General features: G+C 33.5%; 22 protein-coding genes and 2 pseudogenes. 20 read left to right on the forward strand and 4 right to left on the reverse strand.

Features of this window, described 5'->3' with window-relative positions; genetic code table 11:
- Nucleotides 1-76: 76 nt before the first annotated feature.
- Together MKX82_RS21565 and MKX82_RS21570 are read left to right on the forward strand one after the other, a co-directional pair.
- On the forward strand, nt 77-664 hold the full coding sequence (locus MKX82_RS21565) for a hypothetical protein (RefSeq protein WP_237943458.1): 588 nt from the start codon (nt 77-79) through the stop codon (nt 662-664).
- 195 nt (nt 665-859) lie between these two features.
- Entirely contained in the window at nt 860-1,249 is a 390-nt protein-coding gene (locus tag MKX82_RS21570) for a hypothetical protein (RefSeq protein WP_341079980.1), read from the forward strand.
- 84 nt (nt 1,250-1,333) lie between these two features.
- Here MKX82_RS21570 and MKX82_RS21575 read toward each other — a convergent pair whose 3' ends face one another.
- Entirely contained in the window at nt 1,334-2,164 is an 831-nt protein-coding gene (locus tag MKX82_RS21575) for a YitT family protein (RefSeq protein WP_233317050.1), read from the reverse strand.
- 412 nt (nt 2,165-2,576) lie between these two features.
- The gene (locus MKX82_RS21580; protein ID WP_341079981.1) at nt 2,577-3,335 is read right to left on the reverse strand and encodes a tautomerase family protein; all 759 of its coding nucleotides are present in this window, start codon (nt 3,333-3,335) and stop codon (nt 2,577-2,579) included.
- A gap of 109 nt (nt 3,336-3,444) precedes the next feature.
- Here MKX82_RS21580 and MKX82_RS21585 point away from each other — a divergent pair, with 109 nt between their 5' ends.
- The 12 genes and pseudogenes from MKX82_RS21585 to MKX82_RS21640 all read left to right on the forward strand — a co-directional run bounded on the left by MKX82_RS21585 (nt 3,445) and on the right by MKX82_RS21640 (nt 14,764).
- The gene (locus MKX82_RS21585; protein WP_341079983.1) at nt 3,445-4,338 is read left to right on the forward strand and encodes a LysR family transcriptional regulator; all 894 of its coding nucleotides are present in this window, start codon (nt 3,445-3,447) and stop codon (nt 4,336-4,338) included.
- Nucleotides 4,339-4,897: 559 nt separating this feature from the next.
- Nucleotides 4,898-5,486: pseudogene (locus MKX82_RS21590) on the forward strand (TetR/AcrR family transcriptional regulator).
- 192 nt (nt 5,487-5,678) lie between these two features.
- Nucleotides 5,679-6,467, forward strand: a pseudogene (locus MKX82_RS21595) (NAD(P)-dependent alcohol dehydrogenase).
- A gap of 358 nt (nt 6,468-6,825) precedes the next feature.
- The gene (locus MKX82_RS21600; protein WP_341079984.1) at nt 6,826-7,305 is read left to right on the forward strand and encodes a hypothetical protein; all 480 of its coding nucleotides are present in this window, start codon (nt 6,826-6,828) and stop codon (nt 7,303-7,305) included.
- 468 nt (nt 7,306-7,773) lie between these two features.
- Nucleotides 7,774-8,253, forward strand: coding sequence for a hypothetical protein (locus tag MKX82_RS21605; protein ID WP_341079986.1), 480 nt, complete (start codon nt 7,774-7,776; stop codon nt 8,251-8,253).
- A gap of 251 nt (nt 8,254-8,504) precedes the next feature.
- The gene (locus MKX82_RS21610) at nt 8,505-8,888 is read left to right on the forward strand and encodes a hypothetical protein (protein ID WP_341081586.1); all 384 of its coding nucleotides are present in this window, start codon (nt 8,505-8,507) and stop codon (nt 8,886-8,888) included.
- 267 nt (nt 8,889-9,155) lie between these two features.
- Nucleotides 9,156-9,581, forward strand: a complete 426-nt coding sequence (locus MKX82_RS21615) for a MarR family winged helix-turn-helix transcriptional regulator (protein ID WP_341079988.1) — start codon at nt 9,156-9,158, stop codon at nt 9,579-9,581.
- A gap of 639 nt (nt 9,582-10,220) precedes the next feature.
- Nucleotides 10,221-11,189 (forward strand): NAD(P)H-dependent flavin oxidoreductase, encoded by a 969-nt coding sequence (locus MKX82_RS21620; protein ID WP_341079990.1) that lies wholly within the window; start codon nt 10,221-10,223, stop codon nt 11,187-11,189.
- A 499-nt stretch (nt 11,190-11,688) separates the two neighbouring features.
- The gene (locus MKX82_RS21625) at nt 11,689-11,994 is read left to right on the forward strand and encodes an ArsR/SmtB family transcription factor (protein WP_341079991.1); all 306 of its coding nucleotides are present in this window, start codon (nt 11,689-11,691) and stop codon (nt 11,992-11,994) included.
- Nucleotides 11,995-12,192: 198 nt separating this feature from the next.
- Nucleotides 12,193-13,320 (forward strand): NtaA/DmoA family FMN-dependent monooxygenase, encoded by a 1,128-nt coding sequence (locus MKX82_RS21630; RefSeq protein ID WP_341079992.1) that lies wholly within the window; start codon nt 12,193-12,195, stop codon nt 13,318-13,320.
- 58 nt (nt 13,321-13,378) lie between these two features.
- Nucleotides 13,379-13,573: a hypothetical protein gene (locus MKX82_RS21635; RefSeq protein WP_341079993.1), complete on the forward strand. Its 195-nt coding sequence runs from the start codon at nt 13,379-13,381 to the stop codon at nt 13,571-13,573.
- Between the two features lie 852 nt (nt 13,574-14,425).
- Nucleotides 14,426-14,764 carry a hypothetical protein gene (locus tag MKX82_RS21640; protein WP_233317058.1) on the forward strand — a complete coding sequence of 113 codons (339 nt, stop codon included), beginning with the start codon at nt 14,426-14,428 and terminating at the stop codon, nt 14,762-14,764.
- Between the two features lie 204 nt (nt 14,765-14,968).
- Here MKX82_RS21640 and MKX82_RS21645 read toward each other — a convergent pair whose 3' ends face one another.
- Together MKX82_RS21645 and MKX82_RS21650 are read right to left on the reverse strand one after the other, a co-directional pair.
- Nucleotides 14,969-15,256 carry a hypothetical protein gene (locus tag MKX82_RS21645; protein ID WP_341079995.1) on the reverse strand — a complete coding sequence of 96 codons (288 nt, stop codon included), beginning with the start codon at nt 15,254-15,256 and terminating at the stop codon, nt 14,969-14,971.
- Between the two features lie 26 nt (nt 15,257-15,282).
- Entirely contained in the window at nt 15,283-15,474 is a 192-nt protein-coding gene (locus MKX82_RS21650) for a hypothetical protein (RefSeq protein WP_341079996.1), read from the reverse strand.
- Nucleotides 15,475-15,476: 2 nt separating this feature from the next.
- Between MKX82_RS21650 and MKX82_RS21655 the strand changes: the two genes are divergently transcribed.
- From MKX82_RS21655 to MKX82_RS21680, 6 genes are all read left to right on the forward strand, one after another.
- The gene (locus MKX82_RS21655) at nt 15,477-15,689 is read left to right on the forward strand and encodes a hypothetical protein (protein WP_341079998.1); all 213 of its coding nucleotides are present in this window, start codon (nt 15,477-15,479) and stop codon (nt 15,687-15,689) included.
- A 343-nt stretch (nt 15,690-16,032) separates the two neighbouring features.
- Nucleotides 16,033-16,524: a hypothetical protein gene (locus tag MKX82_RS21660; protein ID WP_341080000.1), complete on the forward strand. Its 492-nt coding sequence runs from the start codon at nt 16,033-16,035 to the stop codon at nt 16,522-16,524.
- A 158-nt stretch (nt 16,525-16,682) separates the two neighbouring features.
- On the forward strand, nt 16,683-17,411 hold the full coding sequence (locus MKX82_RS21665; RefSeq protein ID WP_341080002.1) for a Ger(x)C family spore germination protein: 729 nt from the start codon (nt 16,683-16,685) through the stop codon (nt 17,409-17,411).
- Nucleotides 17,381-17,827, forward strand: a complete 447-nt coding sequence (locus tag MKX82_RS21670) for a Ger(x)C family spore germination C-terminal domain-containing protein (RefSeq protein ID WP_341080003.1) — start codon at nt 17,381-17,383, stop codon at nt 17,825-17,827. The genes MKX82_RS21665 and MKX82_RS21670 overlap by 31 nt, the downstream gene beginning before the upstream one ends.
- Nucleotides 17,828-18,331: 504 nt before the next feature.
- A complete protein-coding gene (locus MKX82_RS21675) occupies nt 18,332-18,502 on the forward strand; it encodes a hypothetical protein (protein ID WP_341080004.1) in 171 nt (56 codons plus the stop codon).
- Nucleotides 18,496-18,681 (forward strand): hypothetical protein, encoded by a 186-nt coding sequence (locus MKX82_RS21680; RefSeq protein WP_341080005.1) that lies wholly within the window; start codon nt 18,496-18,498, stop codon nt 18,679-18,681. Before MKX82_RS21675 ends, MKX82_RS21680 begins: the two co-directional genes overlap by 7 nt.
- Nucleotides 18,682-19,322: the final 641 nt, after the last annotated feature.

Genomic DNA, 19,322 nt, shown 5'->3' on the forward strand with positions numbered 1-19,322 from the left:
TTTATCTTATTTTACTATAAAACAGTGCTTGAAAACCAGCGACTATCGAAGTTATCAGATGTAGGAGGAATGATTAATGGAGTCGTCTCAATGGCTGCAAGGAGGTCCTTTCCTTGAAGTCAGTTTCTTGTTGGAAATTAAAAAAGAAAAGAAGCAAACGATACAAGATATAATAAATGAATTATCTAAGCTGTCAGTTAAGGTGGACATTGTAGATCAAAATATAGATGAAATAATTAATGCTTTTGAAAGTGGGTATGCCTTTAATGAAGAAGACCCACAATTGGTAAAATTACACTCATTAAGATTAAATTTATATGTGTATTTATCAAGGAAACGAAAGTCAATATTACAAATAGACCAGGTTTCATCAAATGCGCTTTTGGTTAATTTTTGGTTTTATGGAGCTGAATATGATGCACCAGAATGGGATCAAATAGGTATTAAAAAAGAGGAGTATCCATGCTTTACAGAATTCCTTCAAAGTTTGTATTTACAATATGATTTTAAAATGGGGGGCATTGCATTTGAACAAGATGTACTTGAGTTATTTAGGGTTGACGAAGCATACCCTAACGAATGCTATCGTTATGAGAACTTGTCTCCTTATAATTTTCCTAAAGAGCCATCTGGTTTTATCAAGATAATTTGGAATGTTAAATGAGAAAAAAGGCTGATAAGAGATGGAACAGAAGCAGTCAGCCTGGGCCTGAATTGAGCGGCTAACGGACTGTCCAGCAACATCTTTATCTTGAAAATTAACTTAACGATTATTAGGGAATATCTAGCTTATTCTGAAACTAAAACCCTTGTTGAACGTATTTATTAATACCAAAATTGCTTTATAAGGGGGAACATAATGATTCGGATAATGCCTGCTTTATCGTTAGTTTTTTTACTGATTATATCCGGCTGCAGCAGTAGTTCCGATGCTTTTACTTTCACTGGCGAGTCAGACAATTGGACTGCAGAATTAAAGGTTACGCAAACAACCGATGATAATGAAAAACAGCATATGACCCTCCAGTATAAGGGAGAGAATGCAAAAAATATGGAGGAATTTTCGTATACAGTAGAAACAAACGCAGGTGGATTTAGTGCTGGTGATGTAGTACTGGGGGAAAATGGTGTTTATGAAGATACTGCTGAAGCTAATACGACAAACGCCAAAGTTAATAAAAATTCCGAGGTAAAAGTGATTGTTGAATGGGATAATCACACGGAAAACATGATTTTAAAGAAAGAATAGTCTTTTAGATAACATTTTGTTAGGATACAAGCTGAACAACAGCTTGTATCCTTTTGGTGTAATCATATCAACATTTTGTTATCCTTATATCGCACTAAATCCTTCGCCAAAGACATCTCTGACATCATGAATCGTAATAAAAGCTTCGTTATCTATTTGTTTAATAATCTTCTTTAATTTAATAATCTCTTGATTGCTAATCACTATATACAGAACTTCTTTATTTTCTTTCGTGTAATATCCATGTCCAGAAATGACGGTGATCCCGCGCTCCATTCTAGTGCTAACCTCATAAGCTATAGCATTAGAATGAGCAGAAATGATAGTAACCGCTTTTTGCCGGTTAGCTCCTTCAATAATGAATTCCATCGTTTTCGTTCCCACATAAAGCATGACAACCGTCAGCATAACCCCTTCGATACCAATAATAAAATAGGAGAAGAACACGACTATTAAATCTAAAATTAATAAGCTATAGCTTACACTCCAGCCTAAATATTTGTTGATGATTTTCGCTAGTATAGTAGTACCAGCAGTAGTGCCTCCCACTCTGATGATTAAGCCAAGACCCACACCAGTAAGCACACCACCAAACAGAGCATGGACCATAATTTCCCCAGTTGGAATAGACCATGATTCAGTCATATGTAAAAACAATGAATTAAAACAAACAGCAATAATAGTATAAATAGCAGTCTGTTTACTGAAGAATTTCAGTCCAACTGCGATTATGACAGCATTTAACAAGAAACTTACAATACTGGGTGACCAATTAAATAAATAATAACTAATAATCGTAAGCCCAGTTACCCCACCTTCTCCTAAATCATTTGGGATGACAAATACATTTACTGCGATAGCAAAAAGAAGTGCTCCTAGTGCAAGGAAAAGGATATCTATTAAGTATTTCTTCATGACGTTTCTCCTTATCTATATAGTTAAAATTATATTGTAAGAGTAAATTATACCAGACGAAGAGGAGGAATCTAATCATTATAGGAAAAAATAATCCAGGTATAAAGAGTTTGGTTATAAAACTATTTGACAATGAGGATGAAAAATAAAAACTATGTTATTGATCTAAATGCTGATGAATACTTTATGAGTATAAGAAGGAGCTTCACTGAGTTTTTTTATCTTGCTTGCTTCAGTTTATTGGAATTGGGGGGCTAGACTCGTGGGACAAAATGATAAAATCGATGACTAGAAAACTTTTGCTAGGGGGCATTCATCCAAGAAGAACTAATGCCCCTTTTTGGCTTTGAAAATAACTTGCCAGATTAGATTTTATAGTTAAAGCGTATTGAGTATAAGCACCACACTCTAATCATTTAGATTGTGGTGAAAATACATTTTTGGTTTTGTTCAGAGCCGAGGCTGCCTTTGGCCAGCCTGTATAAAATGCAAGATGAGTAATTAACCCGATTATTTCATTTTCAGAGATGTTGTTTTCCTTTGCTAAATTGATATGAAATGGTAGTTGCTCTATATTACCTGCTGTAACTAAAGAAGAAAGTGTAATCAGACTTCTATCTCGCAAAGATAAGTCATTCCTCATCCATAAATCACCGAAAAGCACATTTTCAGTAAAATCTACAAAGGCAGGAGCTAAATCTCCTAACTCACTGCTAATATTAGATTTTATTTGGTTATTATTTAAGTGATTTTCATTTGTTATTGTAGTAGGAGAACACTGATTCATAACCATTTGTGCCTCGCCCATGCCAAAAGACCAATTTTCCAATGGAGTCTCATTAAGAATAATAAAAACATTTCCTTTAGTGACAATATTGTTTTGAAAAAGACTTTCAGTCATTGTATTGTATAAATTCTTTTTTTGTTCAATAGTTCTGCCTATTCCACAAGTGATTTGTATATACAAAAGTTTTTTTGTTCTTTTTTCATTGATTAAATAGTCGGTATTGAAATGGAACTGTTCATTTTTGTGTGAATGAAATACTTGAAAAAAATCATCAGGTGGTACATTAAATTCTTTTATTAGAGAGTTCTTGATTTGTGTACTTATAAATTGTAAATCTGTTTCACTATATTGCTCTTCGTGATAGCTAATATTAATAAATGGCATGTAATTCCCTCCTTCAAGTTTCTACTATCATTGTAATTTATCTTTCTTCATCTATATAATTGAATTAATTGATTAAACTAGTTCAATATTATCGATGAAGGAGAAAAAAATGGATTTAAAAGAACTCATCACCTTTCAAACTATACTAAGAGAAGGGACCTTTTCTAAAGCTGCAGAATCGCTCCACTATGCCCAATCAACCATTACGAATCAAATTAAAAGATTAGAAAAGGAATTAGGAATTGTTCTTTTTCATAGAGGGTGGGAAGCAGAATTAACACCTGCTGGAAAAATATTTGCTGAGGAAGTGGATGATTTAATCAACCATTGGAAATTTGTTGTTGAACAGGCAAAAGCAATACAAAAAGAAGAAGTTGGAACTATTAATATAGGAATAATCGAGTCCATAACAAATATAGTACCCCATATACTAGCACTATTTAGTAAGGAAAAGCCTAATATTGCATGCAATTTTATTGTAGGTAATACCAATTCTTTAGCAACTGCTCTGGAAAAAAACGAAGTAGACTTTGCTATATGCGCAGAAATACCTGGACAATTTCCATATATGTTTGAACCTTTATATGAGGAGCAGCTAGCCTTTATCGTTTCAAAGGAACACCTTTTAGCTAAAAACAGTAGAAAACATAGTTTAAAAGAGCTCTGTGATTATCCAATAGTAACTGGAGGAAAGAACTGTATTTATCAATTAAAGTTAGAAAAAGAACTTCTAAGCATTTCTAATAAGCCCTTTTGTTATACAGTAAGTCAGTTATCGGCAATCCCGACGTTTGTTACATTAATAGATAGAGCAATAGGTGTAATTGTCTCCTCCATCCCTATTCCAGACAATTGTATTAAATTAGATGTAGAGATAAGCAATTCAGATATTACCATAGGTATCATGAGAAATATGAGAAATATGAGAAATATGAGAAATGATACTATTACTTCTGCGAAACAATTGCTTTTAAAATATTTAAGAAATGGTCTAAAAAAATAATACGGTGTATAAGCTTTGAAGTGCATTTTTAGATAACATGAGAAGGTTGCTTAATCAAACGAGGGCATTGATTAATGCTTCTTTTTCAGTCACTAACTTGGCAGATTAGCTATAAGAAATTTAAAAGGAACTAAACTGTGAGTAATACGTATAAGTAGTAAAAGGAATATTCGTTGTTTCCTTTTTTATCGATTGTTGGGAATTATAGTAAAGGAGTTGAAATTATCTGATGGAGTTTTTAATTAAAGGACTTTATGGTATTGGAGAAGCTATTGCAATTTTTGCTATGTCAGCTTGGAATAAGGTCAACAAAGTAGAAAATAATTAATTATTCATGTGGAAAATAACTGAAAAGCCAAAAGACTCTCTAATATGGAGAGTCTTTTGGTTTTATAGCAATTATGGAAAGAAAGTTCTTTGGTAACAAATTGATGAAGGATAGCTGAATGATAAAAAACAAATCGCAATTAGTAGGAGTTCACCAAATGGAGTAAGCGATTTTTAATTGTACAAAATATATATACTGTGTTTAATATTACTTTTTATGTAAGGAGACAACATGAGTAAAAGTGGAAGACCTCGTGAATTTAATAAGCCTGAGGTACTTGATGCAGCAATGAATGTTTTTTGGTTAAAAGGGTATGCAGCATGTTCCACGGAGGATTTATACAGCAGTACAGGGCTTGGTCGAGGAAGCTTATATAATAACGTTTGGAAGTAAGCATGAATTGTATTAGCAAACGCTCCAACGTTATCATGAGCACTGGATTCAGGTGCAGACAGCTATCCTGGAACGTCCTGTCCCTGTAAAAGAAAGATTGCGCGGTTTGTTGGAATGGGCCGTGGAAAAAGACTTTGAGGATTCAAGTAAAGGTTGTTTTTTAATTAATGCCACGATGGAGCGTGGTCGAACAGACTCCATTGTAGAAATTTGGTCAAATCGTCATGTAGAACGTTTGGAAAGTGTTCTACATTCTGTGATTGAGGAAGGAATACAGTCCGAAGAGATTACATCTGGTAGATCAGCATTAGAGTTATCAAGAACATTTATATGCAGTTACTATGGTCTCCGAACTCTCAATGTCACTACACGAAATCGTGATATGGCGGAACAAATCGTTGAGGGTACTATGGCAAGCATCTATTAATTGAGTTTGCCACTTTTTTTTGTCATATTTTTGTACTGATTGTTCAAAAATTAAGTGAAACTGCAAAAAATTCCAGAATTAATATCGAGCAACCATCCTTTAAGGAACAAGACAGGGTGTTAATTCGTGTACACAGTGCATCTGTCAACACTTTAGACTATTTGTAATCGAAAGGGTTATTTACTAACAAGGTTGGATAATGGACTAACAAAACCCAAAAATCCCATACTCGGCATAGATGTTGCGGGGACTATTGAGGCTGTCGGTGAAAATGTTCGCAAATTTAAGGTGGGTGATCATGTTTTTGGAAGTTGCTTCGGGTCTCATTCTGAATATGTCACTCCCCGTGAGAATTTCCTAAGTCATATGCCTAAAAATATAACATTTGAAGAAGCTGCTGCCATTCCCTGTGCTGCTCAAACTGCGTTACAGGCATTGAGAGACGTAGCAAAAATAAAGACAGGGCAAAGAATTCTCATTTACGGAGCTTCAGGAGGTGTAGGGCACTTTGCTGTTCAACTCGCAAAATATTATGGAGCTGAAGTTACTGCAGTTTGTAGTACCTCCAATTTAAACTGGGTTAAGCACCTTGGGGCCAATTATGTCCTTGATTATACTAAGGAAGATTTCACTAATCATAGAAATAAATACGATGTTATTCTGGATGCTGTTGGTAAGCGAACATTTTTCAGTTGCTTACGTTCTTTAACAGAGAAAGGTTTATATATTACTGAACATCTATTTTCCCCTAAATCCCAACCATTTCAAGTATGATAGGTTCGTTTTTAGGTAACAAAAAAGCAAAGACCCATTTTACAAAACCCAATGATGGAGATTTGGATTTTTTAAGCAACATTGTGGAACAAGAAAAATATAAAACCTGTTATTGAAAAATCTTATCCTTTAGAACAGATTGTAGAGGCTCACCGGCACATTGAAAGTGGGCATACAAAGGGAAAGATTGTACTTAGAGTCAGATAGAGTATATATACATATTCGACAGTGAATTTATGTAGTGATCTCCATTTACACAAACAAGTTTAATTGTTAATTGAAGAATCTACTTAAATTAATTGGTGTGTTGATCCTAGAAGGATTAACCCTTTTCTTATTAAATAATTAGTTCTTTATTGAACAAACGGGGAAGCATCCTGTATAAAAATAGATTGTTAAGCGAATAGTTTGTGACGAAATTCACTTAAACAATAGGAGGCATTAATCCAAGAAGGATTAATGCCCCTTTTTGGACTTTGGCACTAACAGGGCAGGCTTGCAGAAGAAGTGAAAAACTTAAGAATATAATATGGTAAAATATAGGGAGTCGGTAAAGTAGGGGGGAATGAATATTTTAACTCGAAAAATAATATCAGCATCAACTTCAGGTACTATCTTTGCAATTTTATTAGGATTTATTATTCCCGATCCTTTTGGTGACATCAATATCAATACAATCCAAACATATTTACTTTCAACGATTTCTATTATTCCAGCTTATTTTATGTATAGTTTTCCAGTAATTTTAATTTATGGTGTAGTTACATCAATTATTAGTGATAAGGTTGGAGAATCACTTGCAAACAAAACGAAAGATGATAGGACAGAGTTTATAATTTCAGGAGCTTTACATATTGTTTTTGGATTAATCTTATTTTTAATTAGTCTTGGAGCAGCAGTAATATTTTTTACTACAGATCGAATAATTAGAAAACGTAGGAAGACGTACAACTGGTTGGATGCAATTAAAAGTTTAGCAATTCCTGTTATCGCCTTTCTTTTATTTTTAGGAATGGTATGGATTAATGATATATTCTTAACCTAATGGGTATAAATCGTCATATGATTTCTTTTGTTGCTAAATGTAAAAAAGTATCATTTTACTACTCCTTCTGTCTATGAAGTATCAAGTCATTGGTGAATAGAAATTAGTGAATATATGAACCAGAAAACTTGTGCACAATCAAAAAAGAAGCTAATAAGATTATGTGAAATTATGGATAATCATATAAAGAATGGTGATTTTTTTGAATTGTATAGTTGTTGGGTAGGAGAAAAAGCTGATAACCGTGAGAGTGAAATAACTCTCCAAATCAATAATTTTGTATTAACCAAATTAATATACCTGAAAAAACGCTAGTTAGATTTGAAAAATAAATATTTCTTGTTAAATTAACAGACTTTCCTTAGTTAACTAGGAAAGTCCTTTTCATATGTAACAGTCAGAGCAGGATAGTGAAAGAAGGAATTTGAAACAGTTTAGCGAATAACAAAGGAATCAAAAGCAAAAAGGATGAATCAATTGGTACAGCATATTTCTCTAAATATTGATTTAGATTCATTAGAAATTAATCGAAGTAAAAATATTACTGGAACGATATATTTTAGTATTGATTATCATCGATATTTTCCTGATGAAGGATGGGATGATTTTTTGGTAATCATCTTATCATGGTGGATTAAATCTATTAGAGGTGTAGATATCTCTAAAATAGGAACAACTTATAAATTGGATTTTATGGATGGCCCACCAGAAGTTCTTGTAAAAAAAATAGATGATGAATATGTAGAAATGAATTTTAGATATGAAGATGAGTTTAATGACAGTTTTAAAGGAACATTCTTATTTAAAGAACTCAAAGATTCGTTATTATCCGTTTCAAAGAAAGTAATACGCGAAATGGATAGAAATCAGTGGGCAACAAAAGATATTGATGAATTTAAGAATTTAGTTTTATCTTTAGAACGCTACCCATTTAAAAATCATACCTAGTTATATATAAAGGCTATCATAAAGATAGCTTTTTTGTTGTATAACGTATTCCTGAACTCAAAAGAATCTAAATAAGGGCTGCATTCCTGTAAAAATGAAGAGAACTTATCTTATGTTACATAAGTGGCAGCATTCATATAAGAAATGAAAAAAGATTATGGAAGAAAATTCCGGGTTAGTGGAAGAATTTTATATATCTAAACAAAAACAATAAATTCAATTTTAAATAAAGGGTGATCCTCTTGAGTAAAGTGGAATTTTCATATTTCTATGGTCAAAAACTTATTGATATTGATACAGAAAAAATGAGTTTCCTTCGATTAATTTTTAACAACTCCCAGTTATCAGTTGAATGTCCTTGGAGATTAAGAAGTAAAAAGGAAATATTTATCGGTGAATCGGATTGTATCTCAGCTCCTGATAAATTTTCTAGATTAAGCTTGAAAAAGATAATTAAAGATAAGAAAATTGTGGAAATTACATATTATGAACACTTATTTTTGCTTACGATTGAATTGGAGAATGGCCTATACTTTGACTTGTTTCATAGTAGTAGTTATTTTGAAGGATGGGTTCTGCATGGGGATAACGGCGTAGATATTTTTACTATGCCTGGGGGAGAAATTTCAGATTAACAATTTTAACGTATTATTCAAAGGACTCTTTTTATTCAATACGTATTACATAAAGCAAAAAAGGAAGAACAGGCATAAATTTATATATTGTGTTAATGGAGGCTATGATCCTATAAGGATTATTGCCCTTTTGTTTTAATTTCATATGGCACTATAAGGGCAGTTTAGTTAAAGAAGAGCAATCAATGCAGAAAAATTGACAACTAAAAAACAGCCGTGATATATTTAGCTTGCTAAGTATTTTTCAGCTAGAGGAGGTACTCATCTATGAAGGTTAATGTTGACTGTGATATTCGTATGTCCCTGGATAAGGTTTCTTCCCAAATGCGGCGGAATTATAGTGAGAGTCTTAGAGAACTTAATCTTTATGTAGGCCAAGATAATTTACTCTCGCGTTTGTGGTTGGGTGATGGAATAACACAAATGCAGCTATGTGAACATTTAAAATGCGAACCGCCTACGGTGACAAATATGGTTAAATCGCTAGAGCAGAATGGTTTCATATACCGTAAACGTGATGAAGAAGATGCAAGGGTTATGCGAATTTATCTAACGGACAAAGGTAAAAAATTAGAAAAACCGGTTGAATATAAATGGAGACTGCAGCAAGAAAAATTACTGCATTCAATATCACCGGAAGAACGATTAATATTAAGGGATTTAATAAAGCGTATGGAGAAAAACTTATCCTAAGCTTTCTTTATAAAAATACTTAGCACCCTAAATATTTATTTAGCACACTAAACACTTATTTATCACCCTAAATAAATGTTTATAAGCCTTGATGATACTCTAGCCAAAATATTGCACTAGTAAGTTAGCCAAGCCGAAAAATACTTAGCACCCTAAATATTTACTTAGCACACTAAACACTTATTTAGCACCCTAAATAAATGTTTAAAAGCCTTGATGATACTCTGGCCAAAATATTGCACTAGTAAGTTAGCCAAGCCGAAAAATACTTAGCACCCTAAATATTTACTTAGCACCCTAAACATTTATTTAGCACCCTAAATAAATGTTTAAAAGCCTTGATGATACTCTGGCCAAAGTATTGCACTAGTAAGTTAGCCAAGCTGAAATGAGAAACAGCTCATGTGGAAGAGTTCTATCTCATTGTTAAATCCATAAAAAACTTTTATCCTCCGTTCTAGACAAATTCAGCCAAGTAACGAAGAATTTGATACCTGAAATTTAACATAGGTTTAGTTAGCATGCTAAATTGTTTTAGTGTTGGAGGAGTATCTATGAAAGATAAGGTTGATTGCAGTCGTTAGATAAAATTTTATTTCAAATGCGTCAAAACTATAGTGAAAGTAGTGGATGAAAATTATGGAAAATCGTGTCACAAAAATTCTTGAAATTGAAAAACCAATTATACAAGGACCTATGAGCTGGATTACGAATGCTGAATTTGTTGCAGCCGTGAGTAATGCGGGCGGTTTAGGGATTCTTGGGCCTAATGCCGGACAAACGACAGTTACAGTCTCTCCGGAGAAAACTGCTGAACGTATGCGTCGTGAGATTCGTAAGACAAAGGAATTAACGGATAAACCATTTGGTACAACTTTGCTAGTTGGTGGGGATTTGACGTACACTTGGCCAATTTTGGAAATTGTTATAGAAGAAGGTGTGAAAGTTGTTCTTCTTAATGGTGTTGAAGGATCACTAAATGAAAAGATTATCAACCCATTGAAGGAAGCTGGCATTAAGATTGTTTACCGTCCGTTGGATCCAACGATTGAAGATGCAAAGGCTGCCCAAGCTATGGGTGTTGATGTTTATGTTGTAACTGGATTTGATGAGGGTGGAACATTGCCATCAAGTATCATTGGTACTTTTACAATTACCCCAATGCTAGTTGATGTACTTGATATTCCGGTTATTGCTGCTGGTGGAATTGGTGATGCTCGCGGTGTTGCAAGTGCCTTTGAATTGGGGGCAGAAGGTGTCTTTTTAGGAAGTCGTTTTATTCCTACTGTTGAAAATCCAGCAGCACTATCGGTAAAGCAAAAAATTGTTGATTCATCTGCAGCAGATTTGTTGTTGTACCGTACTCTGCCAGCTTACTACCGTTCATTGCCTACACCATTTGCTGAAAAACTGGTGGCTATGGACAAACAAGGCGCATCCCGTGAAGAGATTGCTAAGTTTGCGAACGGTGCTAGTGCAATCCGTATCGGAATGCTTGAAGGTAACGGTGAAGCCGGTATTATCACTGTCGGTACTGGAATTACGCCGATCAAGAGGATCCAAACGGTACAAGAAGTAGTTGATGAGTTAGCAACTGGTATTAAATAATTGGTAAACCAAGGTGGGAAGTCCGAGATAAGTACAAAATTGGCTCAATTCATTGTTTTCGAATACAGAGTCTGATTCTCAATAGGTTGTATTTTTATAAAGTTATTTTTGGCTCCATAAAATGTCTGTTTATTGAACCTTATTTATCAACTAAAAAAACAAATAAAATTTTGTGAAGGGACTCCCTTAAACAATCGGGGGCGTTAATCCAGTAGGGATTAATGCTTCTTTATTGCTCTGGTACTAACGGGGCAGGTAAAAAAATCACAAAATCAGATTGTTTTACTCTACTGGTTATAATGGATAACTTAAACTTAAACTGATTCAGATTCCCGGACACCCGGACTCATGTGTTGTGAGTGCCGAGAGTGATTTAACTAATCCGACAGCTTCGTTAGTGAGAAGATTTAAAGATAACCTCGATGTGGATTTAGTTAAACCTCCTTATAACTAATTAACATTTTGACATATTGCAAATATATAATGTATAATGCTATTCATGAACAATCCACTAGATATTTTTAAAGCATTAGCTAATGAGTCACGTATTCAAATACTAGAATGGTTAAAAGATCCAGAAGCTCACTTTACACCCCAAGAAGGGATTGATCTTGTTGAGGTAGGGGTATGTGTGAGTCAAATAACTAGTAAAATGAATATGAATCAATCCACTGCCTCTCAATATCTCTCAATACTACATCGAGTTGGTTTAATTAATGCCAAACGTATTGGTAAATGGACATATTATAAGAGAAACGAAGATGTAATTAATCAAATTGGTCTATATCTTCAGAAAGGTGAATGATACTGAATTAACAATCGTTCAGTATCATTCACCTGATTTTTACAATAACATATTGTTAATTTACAATATGTAAATATGTTATTCTAAATAATTCTTAAGGGGAGATGGGGTGGTGGTGGAATCATACACAAGCTGTTCCAGAATGCACCAATCCTTATATAAGGATAAATTAAATGTAGTTAGAAAGAAGGCTTATCAATGAATAATAGAAAAAAATTAAAACTGGGCGCTGCTATTGAAGGAGTTGGGTTCAACTATATGGGGTGGCGACATCCAGATATGCCTAGCAATGCAAGTGAAAATATTGATTACTATGTAAAACAAGCAAAAATTGCAGAAGCAGGAAAGTTTGACACAATATTTTTATTCGATGTCAGTCATGTTGGACCAGGGAATATTCCACATCACTTGAGTATGTTTGAGGGTATCAGTATTTTGTCGGCACTTAGTATGGCAACGACAAATATAGGTCTTACAGCAACAATCGCTACGTCGTATGCTGATCCATTTACCGCTGCGAGACAGATCCTTTCACTTGATAAAATTAGTAAGGGACGAGCAGGTTTAAATGCCATTACATCAAATCCAGGAGGTATGGTGAATTATAGCAGGTCCCATTTTTCAAAAGCAGATCAATATCCTATGCAAAAAGAATTTATAGAAATTTTATTAGGTCTATGGGATTCATATGAAGATGATGCATTTATACGTGATAAAGCGAATGGTATTTACCTCGATCCGCAAAAAATGCACGCTTTAAGATATAGAGGGAAGTATTTCTCAGTGGATGGTCCGTTGAATCTTAGCCGTTCGATTCAAGGTAGACCGGTACTCTTCACGGCTGGTAGTTCTTCTAATTTTTTAGAAAACTCTGCGAAATATACAGATAGTGGCTTTATATTTGGTCCTTCACTTGAATATTCTAAAGGAATTGCAGCAGAGCTCAGAAAGCAAGTAGTTTTGGAAGGAAGATCAACAGAAGATTTTATTGTTGCAACTTCGCAAACGCCGATTGTCGGTAGTACTGAAGCAGAAGCAGAAGAAAAATTCCAAGAAATGCAAAGTTTAATGCCAGCTTATAGAATACCAAGACCTTTGTTTTTTGGTTCAGCCGAGAAAGTAGCTGATCAAATTCAGGAATGGTATGAAGCTGGTGCGATGGATATGTTATTGATACAACAGGAATATCCAACAGGTTTAAAGGATTTCGTTGATTTAGTTGTTCCGATTTTACAGGATAGAGGCATTTTCCGTAAAGAATATGAATCAAATACGTTACGTGGGAATTTAGGTTTACCATATCCAGAAAATAGATATTCTATCTGATTAAGAAGAGCCTGAAACTGAAGTGAACTAGTTAAACAGATGAGGAGAGGTGTGACCAATGAAATTGGAGGATATTATCCTCACTTGTATAAAAGAACAACCTGGAATAAACGCAAAGAAGGTTGTTTCATATTTGGATTCTAAAATAAACAATTTAATAGTAACGGAAGAAACCAATCCTCAAGCATCTATTTTTAAACAATTAAGGACCCTGAAGAAAAAAGGTATTCTTCATAACATAGGTGATCGCTGATACTTTTTGAATCGCAATATAGGATAATGGGCATATGCTATTTTTGAATGTCAATGTTGAATATGAACGAAAAAAAACAACCCTTATTGTATAGTACAATCATATTCAATACAACAGGTTGATTGCAAAGGTATATTAAATAAAATCTGGATAAATCTGTGAAACAACTCATGTGGAAGAGCTCTATCTTATTGTTAGATCCATAACTTTTATCCTCCGTTCTAAATAATTTCAGCCCAGAAAAGGAGAAATTGACACCTGAATTTTAACATTGTTTAGTTAGCTTGCTAAATTATTTTAGTGTTGAAGGAATATCTATGAACGACAAGAGTTATTGTGATAGTCTTCAGTCGTTAGATAAAATTTCATTCCGTATGCGTGGAATGGAGCCCCAAACGTCTAAACAGGTACAGCTATTGCTGGAATCAATAGTGGTCATGTTAAACAATATCCAAGAACCTTACATGAATTTTTAACTATAGAACAAATTATACAATTAGGAGCTTTCCGTTAAAAAAGGAGAGCTCCTGTTTTAATGTTAATATCGGGACAACATCAAAGCTAAAACGAATAATCTTTGCTACAAAGTACAAATGGATAGGGTCATAATTAGTTATGTCATATTCCAAACTATTGAACACTCTTAAACCACCGAAGCAGCATTCCTATAATAAATGATAGTTAGTTTGAAGTTTGTGAAAAGATACTTAAACAATAGGGGGCGTTTGTCCCATAAGAGAACTTTTTAAGAATGCTGTCCTGTTAAAGAAATAAGATAGATTACTAAATTAGGAGTAATAAATGATACTAAGGGAATAGTAAACTTATAAAATATTTTACGAGGTGATTATATTGGGAGAAAGAATTAATCTAACAGCAGAACAAGAAGGACTTAAACAGCGTTTGCAAGAAAGCTTTAACATAGTTAAAAAGGGTAACAGTGCTGGAGGTTATGGAGAAGCTTATAATGAATCGTTTAACGAAATGAGCGAACTTGCTTTTCAATTAGCTACATCGTTAAATTCACCACCAGTATTTACACAGGAGGTACTAAATGGAGCAAATGATTTAACACCAGCAGACAGAGCATTTTATAACCACCAGCATGTTGTTGAAGATTTACTAAATTATTTAGAGGATGATGAAGCAAACAATCCAGGTTTTGATGTCACTCTAAATGAAAACTTTTGAGTTTAGAGTTCACACGAATAGATGGGGGCATGGTGTGATCCGTCTTACACGTAATAAAGAAGCAAGCCGTATACACCTTAAATTATTAAGCCAAGAATGATTCTTGGCTTTTAATTATTCTACTAGTTAATATGCAAATAGAGAGAGTTTACTTTGACTACTATTATATAAATGAAGAATACCACCTTTCAAACATGGTGGGTATTATTCAATATTTGTTCTCGTTATTTTCTGCTGCTTTATATTTAATTGAAGTTTTTCATAAATTGCATCATTTTTTAATTCGAACAAATGAATTTCTCCACCTTTGCGAACACATCGCTCCGCTTGCTGGGATATTATAAAAGTTCTGCTAATGATTGTACGGTGCATTTTACATAATTCAGCTGAGTTTAGCTCTGCGATTGAGCTGAGTAACATGATCACTGCTGTATTGAACACAACATCAATGCCACCAAATTTTTCTTCAACTACATCGAACGCTTCTTGCATAACCTTCTCATCTGCAACATATCCACCTATGCTAATTGCTTTACCGTTTGCTTTATAACCTCTTCTACAATAGTGTCTGCTTTCACCTTATTGCCAGAGTAATGTACAGCAACAGTAAATCCAATAGCAGTTAACTTTTTAACTATGGCATGTCCAATACCGCCAGATCCTTCCGTAACAAGTGCTACTCGCAAATTATGTGTTTTAACACCAAGCATTAATGATACACAGGTATCATCAAGGACCTTATGATGAAATCATACAGACAAATCATACGCTACTCACTTATTTAGAACAGGAGCAGTTGGTGTTAGATGGTGATATTTATGAGGAATATTTACTGCACTCGATTTCAGCAAAAGAGGAAAAATATTATATTACAAAAAATAGTGTGAAAGTAAAATCACGTAAGGCGAGTTACCAACCTCTTTAAAGCTTAGCATGTGTTACGCTATCTTGCTAGATAGGCTTTTTTATTTTTTAAAATCTCTCTCAACAACTAGCCTGATAATTAGGTACATAATTAAAATGATAGCATTAAGGGGCAATTCAACAGGTCTATAATATTCAACAATCGGGGGCGTTTGTTAAAGGGATCAAACATATTATATCTGTCTAATATGTTTGCCCCCTTATTTTATCTATAATATTTTAAATTTAGTCTTGATAAGTTAATATCAGGAAACGTCTTATATCAATTGTACTCTGGTGGTTTTATTTGTTATTATTTTTTATCTTTGGAAATATATTATATATTTATTTAAGGAGGTGTTAGAATGCAGCTAAAATTAGTCGATATTTACTTTGATAAAGCTGGTTCACAAGTTAAAGGGTTTATTTTTAAAACCCCAAACAAAAGAAATCTGGGCTTTAACAAGGTGTATTTGTCTCAACACAGACTATATAGCCATATTATTCATAAGCATCCTGAGATTACCGAAGAAAAAATAATGAAATTAGTTGAAGATCCAGACTATGTTCTATCTATTAAAGAGAAAGATAGGAGTAAAAAATACTATCATTTCAGAAGAAAATTCAATGATATAGAATATACTGCCGTTGTTCTAAAAGGCTATTTAGGGCAAATGTCTCAAACAAAAGCTTATTTACTCTCAGCATACATACTTAAAGAAGAAAAGAAGGTCGCTTTGTTAAATAATGATTTCAAAGTTGCCTATGAAAAAGGCAAACAAAATAATTATGAATTCCATGAAGATAGACATTTTGATGATCCAAGTATGTTTGACTTTGACTTCGTAGAAGAGTGATGTCATTCTTCTATTTTTTTGGTTCCTGTAAAAAAACTTGCTTATAAAAGTAACGAGGCAGCATTCCTGTAATAAGTGAAAAAAAGAGCTGTGATTTATTACACTTAAACTATCGGGATGAGGGATATTATTTCTAATTACTTCAAAAAATATAAGGAGTGAATTATTTAGCCTTAAGGAGTATTGTTATGAGGTGCTTAAAATGTATTTTTATTATTTGTTTAATATTCCTTTTAACGGGATGTTGGGATAGAAGAGAGTTAGGAGATGTTTCTATTGTTACAGGGATGGCTGTAGATAAAGGAGAGTCGTTTAAATATAAGTTAACTATTGAGACTACAGAAGCAAGAGAAATGAGTTACCAAACAGCAGCCGGTTTAGCCCCATCAACTGTTTCTTCGTTAGAAGGGAATAATATCGGGGAGCTGACTTCTAAATTTAATATTGTTAATGCCACTCATCCTGTTTATTCCCATACAAGAGTGTTAGTTATTAGTGAGGAAATAGTAGAGGATGGATTGTTAGAGTTCATGGATTTTTTCGATCGAAACAGAGAAATAAGAGATGATTTTGCTATTGTAGTTGCAAGAGGTTCCAATGCTGGTGATATCCTGAAAGTGAACAATATGTACAAAAAAAGCCCTTCACTAAAACTCTTCACTCAATTAAATACGATGCAAAAAGAGTGGGGAGGAGCTCCAGATGTTAAGTTAAATGATTATACTCGTATTACTAACTCATATGGACAAGCACCAGTACTTCCTGCTGTAAAATTAGTGGGTGATCCCAAAAAAGGTGGAAATGTGGAAAACTTGCAGGATATGCATCGTTTTTTGAAATTCGCGATATGCTTTTTGTGCAAAATAAAATTAAAAGCACAACAATAGCATCCAATTGCACCAATGGAAAATTTGGATACAATATTACTTATTCTAAAACAAAGGTTACTGCCAAAGAGGTAAATGGAATTCCTCATTTTTATATTAATATTAAAACAATAGGTAATTTAGATGGAACGGACTGCATTCAAAATTTCAAGGACCCTTACGCCTTTGAGGGATTAGAAAAATCTATTAATAAAAAGATGGAAAAAGAAATAAAAGAATTTGTTCAAAAAACAAAAGAGGAATTTAATGCGGATGTTTTTGGTTTAGGAGAATTTCTGAGAGAACAGGATTATAAGCATTTTAAGAAATACAAAGATACCTGGGATGATGGTTATGCTAAAGCGAAAATACATATTAACTTTAATGCGGAAATAAAAAGAACTGGATTAAGAAAAGATCGGTATATTATAAAATAAATCACAAATAGTACTATCCAGGTTTTTTTAAATTCTACTCCGAGAAATAAAGAAAACGAACAAAAGGACAAGCGCCTTGGTGAATTGATGATGCTAATAATATAAATTTAGGTTAACGCAACTGTATGTAGAGCCTCCTCAAAGGTGTTCAACGTCCACGTACACCTTTTTTATTTCTATATAACTATATTTTAAGGTTTCTTTATGGAATATTGCTTATCCGATATAATGCAAAAAGTGGAAACTTCGCAGATTAGTCTCCATCTTTGACACAATGAATATTTGTGTAAAAAATTCACCTAGACTATATGGAGCATTAATCCATTATTTATTGCTTCGGCACTAACGTGGCAGCATTCTTGTAATACATGAAAACTTAGCTTATGGAAGAAATGTGGCAGTATAGTGTTATTCCTTTGAACGGAATAATAAAAACCAGCTCATCTACTATGAACGCGACTTTAAAGCGTTTCGTGAATTAAAGAAATGTTAGCAAATAATGTAGTGTTAGAAGACGCGTTAAAAGCTGTTGTATCAATGGATTTAGATAGTAAAAACGCCATTCAAACGCTTAGCGTTCACAAGGATGAAATACGCATTTCTAAAAGTGAATTAGAGGATCTGATACATAAGACTGTTAAGCAAGCAGTTGAGGAAGAACGGAAGCTATGCTAAAGGCATTTGAACATAAAATTAATGATGTGGTTGAGCAGAGAGATCGGGTTTTAACTACTCAATTACAAAATGCTTTAGAGGAAAGGCGGTTAGAAATAGCTGCTGCTACTGAAGAAAAAAAGATGGTGGAAATTTTGGAAATGAACGCATTTAAACGGCGTTCATTTTTAACGTTATAAACATTTTAAAAAAATTTAAGCAATAAACGCTTAAAATCTTATTAAATAAACGTTTTTTTACTTATCGTTATCTAATTGAACACTTAGCGTTCACATGTATTTAAGCGTTTATCTTAGTGTTTTCTTAGTTGTTTCTCTTTGGAAGATACCGATTTTGCAGAAAATCGGTATCTTTTTGTTTTCTCTTAATTTTCCTTTGGATTTTTTGGCTAATTCGCACAGGCATGTCCTTTGAAATTACATAATATAGCATAGAAAGTAAAACTTGCTTCAACTTTAATTAGTGAAGCACAAAAAATGAGGTAAAGAATAGGAAGGGTGAATTTATGACAATTTTTGGTGTTAAACTAAACGTTATGGTGCTAAATATTCCAATCAACATTAAGTATAATGTCAGCGTAGGAAATAAGCATCATCATCATGACAAAGACAAAGACTAAGGTTTCTCATGAGCAGTTATAATACTAAGAATGCCTCAGGCGGATGCCTGGGGCATTCTTAGTATTTATCCCATTCCTATAACTATAATGTGGATGGGGAGGAACTTCCCGAAAAAAACAGCAAAATTAATAAAAAGGCATTGCTGGTTTCTATATCAGTGGCGCTTATTGATAATACAATAAACAATCTAATTTAGTGAC

The organism is Niallia sp. FSL R7-0271 (assembly GCF_038005785.1).
Classification (GTDB): domain Bacteria; phylum Bacillota; class Bacilli; order Bacillales; family Cytobacillaceae; genus Niallia.